Here is a 225-nt window from a genome sequence, read left to right as displayed (position 1 = left end):
TCGGCGCTGCCGCGGAAGGTGATGGCGTCGTTGGTCATCAGGTGGCCGACGTTGCGGACGAACAGCAGGCTGCGCCCCGGCAGGGTGAGTTCTTCGCCGTCGGGTCGGGTGTAGGTGCGGTCCTGGTTGAGCACGCGGGTGAACGTCTTGCCGGCTTTGGTGACGTCTTCGGCCAGGTCGCCGCGGTTGAGGCCCAGCCAGTTGCGGTAGCCGAGCACCTTGTCC

General features: G+C 67.6%; 1 protein-coding gene. It reads right to left on the bottom strand.

What is annotated here, in order from left to right; genetic code table 11:
• The coding region (locus AC3A6P_RS36215) for a hypothetical protein (RefSeq protein WP_487697485.1) at positions 1-225 on the bottom strand (225 nt) is incomplete at both ends.

The sequence above is a fragment of the Mycobacterium sp. Soil_C_30 genome (assembly GCF_057656995.1).
This window is presented reverse-complemented; position numbering and strand designations above follow the sequence as displayed.